Source organism: Roseateles sp. (assembly GCF_044373315.1).
Lineage (GTDB): Bacteria > Pseudomonadota > Gammaproteobacteria > Burkholderiales > Burkholderiaceae_C > JACDQM01.
Map to the genome: position 1 here is coordinate 1 of NZ_JBILQK010000179.1, position 4,127 is coordinate 4,127.

Sequence of the window (4,127 nt, forward strand, 5' to 3'; positions counted from 1 at the left end):
CGACATGATGTCGGCCACGCGGCCCACATCCACCTTGAGAGGATCGATGCGCAGATAGGGCAGCTGGGCACGTGCAGCCAGCCACTCGGTCAGCTGATCCACATCCAGCGGCTTGTTGCTGCCGGCGCGGGTCAGGCCGCCATGGCCCAGGCGGACCAGGGGATGCAGTGAACTGTCACCAGCGGCAAAACGCTGCTCGGTGCGCTTGACCTGCTCTTCGTCGATCAGACCGTCGTCCTGCAGCCAGCGCAGCAGTTGCCGCCATTCCAGCCGTCCCTCTGGCTTCAAGGGGGCAAGCCCTGCCGCCGATGCCATGGGAGTGCTGCTGCTCTTGCTGCTGGTCTTGCTGCTCATGAATGCGGCTCGGAATGAAGCTGGTTGATGATGCTCATCGGCAGCGGCCGTACCAAACGAAGCCATTTGCGCGCCGGCAGGCCGTAGACCGCGAACTTCGACTCGATATTAGCCGCCCGGCGCTCCAGCTCTTCACGATCCGGAACCACCACATTGCGGCCGGCCACCAGCACGGTGTTGCCCTCCTTGGTCGGCGCCAGGCTCCAGACCTGGTCACTGCCGAACACCCGAGCGATACGGGAAGCGCTGCGCGCAAAGCTGGCCGCGCGGCCGAACAGGTTGACGGTCATCAGCCCGCCCTCCTCCAGCACACCGTGGCAGGCCCGGTAGAAGTCCTCGTCATCCAGCACCGGCGAGGCCGCATCGTGGTCATACAGGTCCACATTGAGCACCGCCACCGTTTGCAGATTCGCCGGGTCCTGCACCCAGGCGGAAGCGTCCATATTCAGCACCGTCAGACGCTCATCGTCCTCAGGCAGATGAAACCAGCTGCGGCAGGCCGCAATCACCGTGGGATTGAGCTCCACCGCCGTGGTCCTCATCTTCAGCACCTTGTGGCTGAAGCGGGTCAGCGCCGCCGCGCCCAGGCCCAGCTGCACTGCAAGGCCCCCACTCAGGTGCTCGGCATCACGCCACAGCATCCAGGCCAGCATACGCTGGATGTACTCCAGTTCCAGCTGCTGGGGCTTGCGAATGCGCATCGCGCCCTGCACCCAGATCGAGTCCAGGTGCAGGAAGCGCACGCCGTCGTACTCGCTCAGCGTGGCAGGCACCCAGTCAGTTCGGCTCTCGCCCTTGCGTGTTCGTGACTGCTTCTTGCTCATGGGGCCGAAGTAGACCATGGCGAGCGAACACTTCGTGCCACGCCGACCGCTTGCGCTCGAAGCTCCACGAAGCATTGGCCGGGCTGGTGGAAGGCAGGCGATAAACAGGCAAGCCCAGCGCCTGCGTGATCTTCATGTTGCGTGCCGATTCACCGCCGTTGTGCGCGATCGCCTGCAGCTGCGGCAGCTGCCGGGCAAGGCCAGCCAGATCATTGGGCGCGGCCGCGCGGATGGCACTGTCCAGGCTGCCTTCGCGCTCACAACTGGCGTACACATCCCAAATCGCCAGCCCGCGGGCCTTGGCCACCGCGATGCGCTGTTCATAAGGCAGGGCCAGCAAGCCCTGACCCCACAGGGCTACCAGCAGTGGCCAGAAGTGGTTGCGCGGATGGCCGTAGTACTGCTGAGTGCGCAGCGAGGCCTCGCTCGGGAAGCTGCCCAGCACCAGCAGCCGAGCCTGGGCCGAGAACACCGGCGCCAGGCCGCGCAAACGCGGCGTCTCGGCCTCAGCCATGCGCGCCGTCTTCCAATGTCTGCAACCGCGGCAGCGCCGTGCAGGCATTGGCGCGCGTGCGGGCCGCCGTCTGCTCGGCTGTCCAGCCGCGCAAGGCCGCCAGCGACTCAGCAATGCGCGGCAGCTCGGCCGGCTCGTTGCGGCCGGTGGCCGCGCCGCCCGCTCGCTGCTCGGCGGTCTTGTAGAGCCAGTGCGGCGGGATGTCCGGTGCATCAGTCTCCAGCACCAGCGCCTCGGGCGGCAGCTCAGCGGCCAGCCGGCGGATCTGCTGTGAGCGCTCATACGTCAGCGTGCCGCCAAAGCCCAGTTTGAAGCCCAGCGCGATGAAGGCCTCAGCCTGCTGGCGGCTGCCGTTGAAGGCGTGAGCAATGCCACCCGGCACTTTGAAGCGCCTCAGCCCGCGCAGCAGCGGGTCGGCGCTGCGGCGCACATGCAGGATCACCGGCAGCGCAAAGCGCTGCGCCAGCTTCAGCTGCGCCGTGTAGAAGAAGTCCTGGCGCGCCGCATCGAGGCCGGGCACGAAGAAGTCCAGACCGATCTCACCCACCGCCACCAGCCGAGGGTCATCGCGATAGCGCTCCAGCAGTTCGGCCAGCAGAATCAGGTCTTGCTCCTTGGCGTCCATCACATAAAGCGGATGGATGCCCAGCGCATAGGCAAAGCCGTGTTGATGGGCCAGCGTGCGCACCGTCTCGAAATCGAAGGCGCCGACCGCCGGCAGCACCAACTGCGTCACGCCCGCAGCCCGGGCGCGCGCCACCACCGCCGCCCGGTCCGCGTCGAACTCCGGCGCGTCCAGATGGCAGTGGGTGTCGATCCACATCAGCGGAAGACGACGGTCCGCTTGCCGTTCATCAGCACGCGGTGCTCGGCATGCCACTGGATGGCGCGCGCCAGCGTCACGCACTCCACATCGCGGCCCATCGCCACCAGCTGCTCGGGCGGCAGGCTGTGGTCGATGCGGGCGACTTCCTGCTCGATGATCGGGCCCTCGTCCAGGTCCGAGGTCACGTAGTGCGCGGTCGCGCCGATCAGCTTGACGCCGCGCTCATAGGCCTGGTGGTAGGGCTTGGCGCCCTTGAAGCTGGGCAGGAAGCTGTGGTGGATGTTGATCGCCCGGCCGGAGAGGAACTCGCACATCTCAGGGCTGAGGATCTGCATATAGCGCGCCAGCACCACCAGATCGATCTGGTTTTCCTCGATCACCGCGCGGATTTTGGCTTCCTGGGCTGCCTTCTGCTCGGATGTCGAGTTCAGCAGCGGAAAGTGATGGAAGGGAATGTTGTGCGAGGCCGCCAGCTGATAGAAATCACGGTGGTTGGACACGATGGCCGGAATCTCGATCGGCAGATGTCCGGTCTGCACGCGAAACAGCAGATCGTTCAGGCAGTGACCCAGCTTGGACACCAGCAGCAGCACGCGCGTCTTGGTTTCTCGTGCCACCAGCTCCCAATCCATACGCAGCCCTTGCGCCAGCGGCGCAAACGCGCTCTTCAGCTGCTCCACCGCCACCTGCTGCGCGCACTCGAACTCGATACGCATGAAAAAGCGCTGGTGATCCGCATCGCCGTGCTGGGCCGAGGTGACGATATTGCCGCCCTGCTCCAGCAGAAAGCCGGTCACCGCATGGACGATGCCCGCCTGGTCGGGGCAGCTGAGCTTGAGGATGAAGCGCGAGGCGGTGGCAGAGGAAGTCATCGGACGAATGAAGGGTGCGTGGGTTGGGCCTGAAGCGGCCCGAGATACTACTGCAGCACGCCGCTCACCAGGTTCAGCCGCGCCTCGCAGCGCGCCGCCAGTTCCTGGTCATGCGTCACCAGCACGAAGGACGTGCCCTGCTCCCGCGCGGTGGCCAGCATCAGCTCGAACACCGCGTGCGCGGTGCTGCGGTCCAGATTGCCGGTGGGCTCGTCCGCCAGCACGCAGGCCGGTTTGGTGACCAGCGCACGGGCGATCGCCACCCGCTGGCGCTCGCCGCCCGAGAGCTCGGATGGCCGGTGCGCCAGGCGCGCGCCCAGACCCAGCTTGGCAAGCATCGCAGCCGCGGCTTCATGCGCCTGGGCCTGCGGCATGCGGCGCACGCGCAGCGGCATCGCCACATTGTCCAGCGCGCTGAACTCGGGCAGCAGGTGGTGGAACTGGTAGACAAAGCCCAGGTGCTGGTTGCGCCAACGGCCCAGGGCCGGTTCCTTCAGCAGGGCCAGGTCTTGCCCCATCAGCGTCACGCGTCCGGCAGTCGGCCGGTCCAGCCCGCCCAGCAGATGCAGCAGCGTGGACTTGCCCGAGCCCGAAGCTCCGACCACCGCCAGCGTCTGGCTGCGCTGCACCTTGATATCTACTCCGGACAGCACCTTCACATCCAGCCCGCCTTCGCTGAAGCGGCGCTCCAGGCCCAAGCCTTGCAGCACCACATCCTGTCGTGCGCCGGGGCGCCC

General features: G+C 66.6%; 5 protein-coding genes and 1 pseudogene. All 6 read right to left on the reverse strand.

Annotated elements, in window-relative coordinates:
- Window positions 1-354, reverse strand: a pseudogene (locus ACIQ67_RS19895) (type II/IV secretion system protein); the annotation flags it as partial.
- Window positions 351-1,178, reverse strand: a complete 828-nt coding sequence (locus ACIQ67_RS19900; RefSeq protein WP_397536109.1) for a spermidine synthase — start codon at window positions 1,176-1,178, stop codon at window positions 351-353. The gene ACIQ67_RS19900 and the pseudogene ACIQ67_RS19895, both read right to left, overlap by 4 nt.
- The gene (locus ACIQ67_RS19905) at window positions 1,132-1,692 is read right to left on the reverse strand and encodes a DNA-deoxyinosine glycosylase (protein ID WP_397536110.1); all 561 of its coding nucleotides are present in this window, start codon (window positions 1,690-1,692) and stop codon (window positions 1,132-1,134) included. The genes ACIQ67_RS19900 and ACIQ67_RS19905 overlap by 47 nt, the downstream gene beginning before the upstream one ends.
- A complete protein-coding gene (locus tag ACIQ67_RS19910; RefSeq protein WP_397536111.1) occupies window positions 1,685-2,515 on the reverse strand; it encodes a TatD family hydrolase in 831 nt (276 codons plus the stop codon). The genes ACIQ67_RS19905 and ACIQ67_RS19910 overlap by 8 nt, the downstream gene beginning before the upstream one ends.
- Entirely contained in the window at window positions 2,515-3,390 is an 876-nt protein-coding gene (gene purU / locus ACIQ67_RS19915) for a formyltetrahydrofolate deformylase (RefSeq protein WP_397536112.1), read from the reverse strand. The genes ACIQ67_RS19910 and purU overlap by 1 nt, the downstream gene beginning before the upstream one ends.
- Window positions 3,391-3,437: 47 nt before the next feature.
- Window positions 3,438-4,103, reverse strand: coding sequence for an ABC transporter ATP-binding protein (locus tag ACIQ67_RS19920; RefSeq protein ID WP_397536113.1), 666 nt, complete (start codon window positions 4,101-4,103; stop codon window positions 3,438-3,440).
- Between the last annotated feature and the right edge of the window lie 24 nt (window positions 4,104-4,127).

Bases quoted from the DNA above. Each gene is read 5' to 3' on its own strand.
- ACIQ67_RS19900 (WP_397536109.1), bottom strand. From the start codon at position 1,178: ATGAGCAAGAAGCAGTCACGAACACGCAAGGGCGAGAGCCGAACTGAC.
- ACIQ67_RS19905 (WP_397536110.1), bottom strand. From the start codon at position 1,692: ATGGCTGAGGCCGAGACGCCGCGTTTGCGCGGCCTGGCGCCGGTGTTC.
- ACIQ67_RS19910 (WP_397536111.1), bottom strand. From the start codon at position 2,515: ATGTGGATCGACACCCACTGCCATCTGGACGCGCCGGAGTTCGACGCG.
- purU (WP_397536112.1), bottom strand. From the start codon at position 3,390: ATGACTTCCTCTGCCACCGCCTCGCGCTTCATCCTCAAGCTCAGCTGC.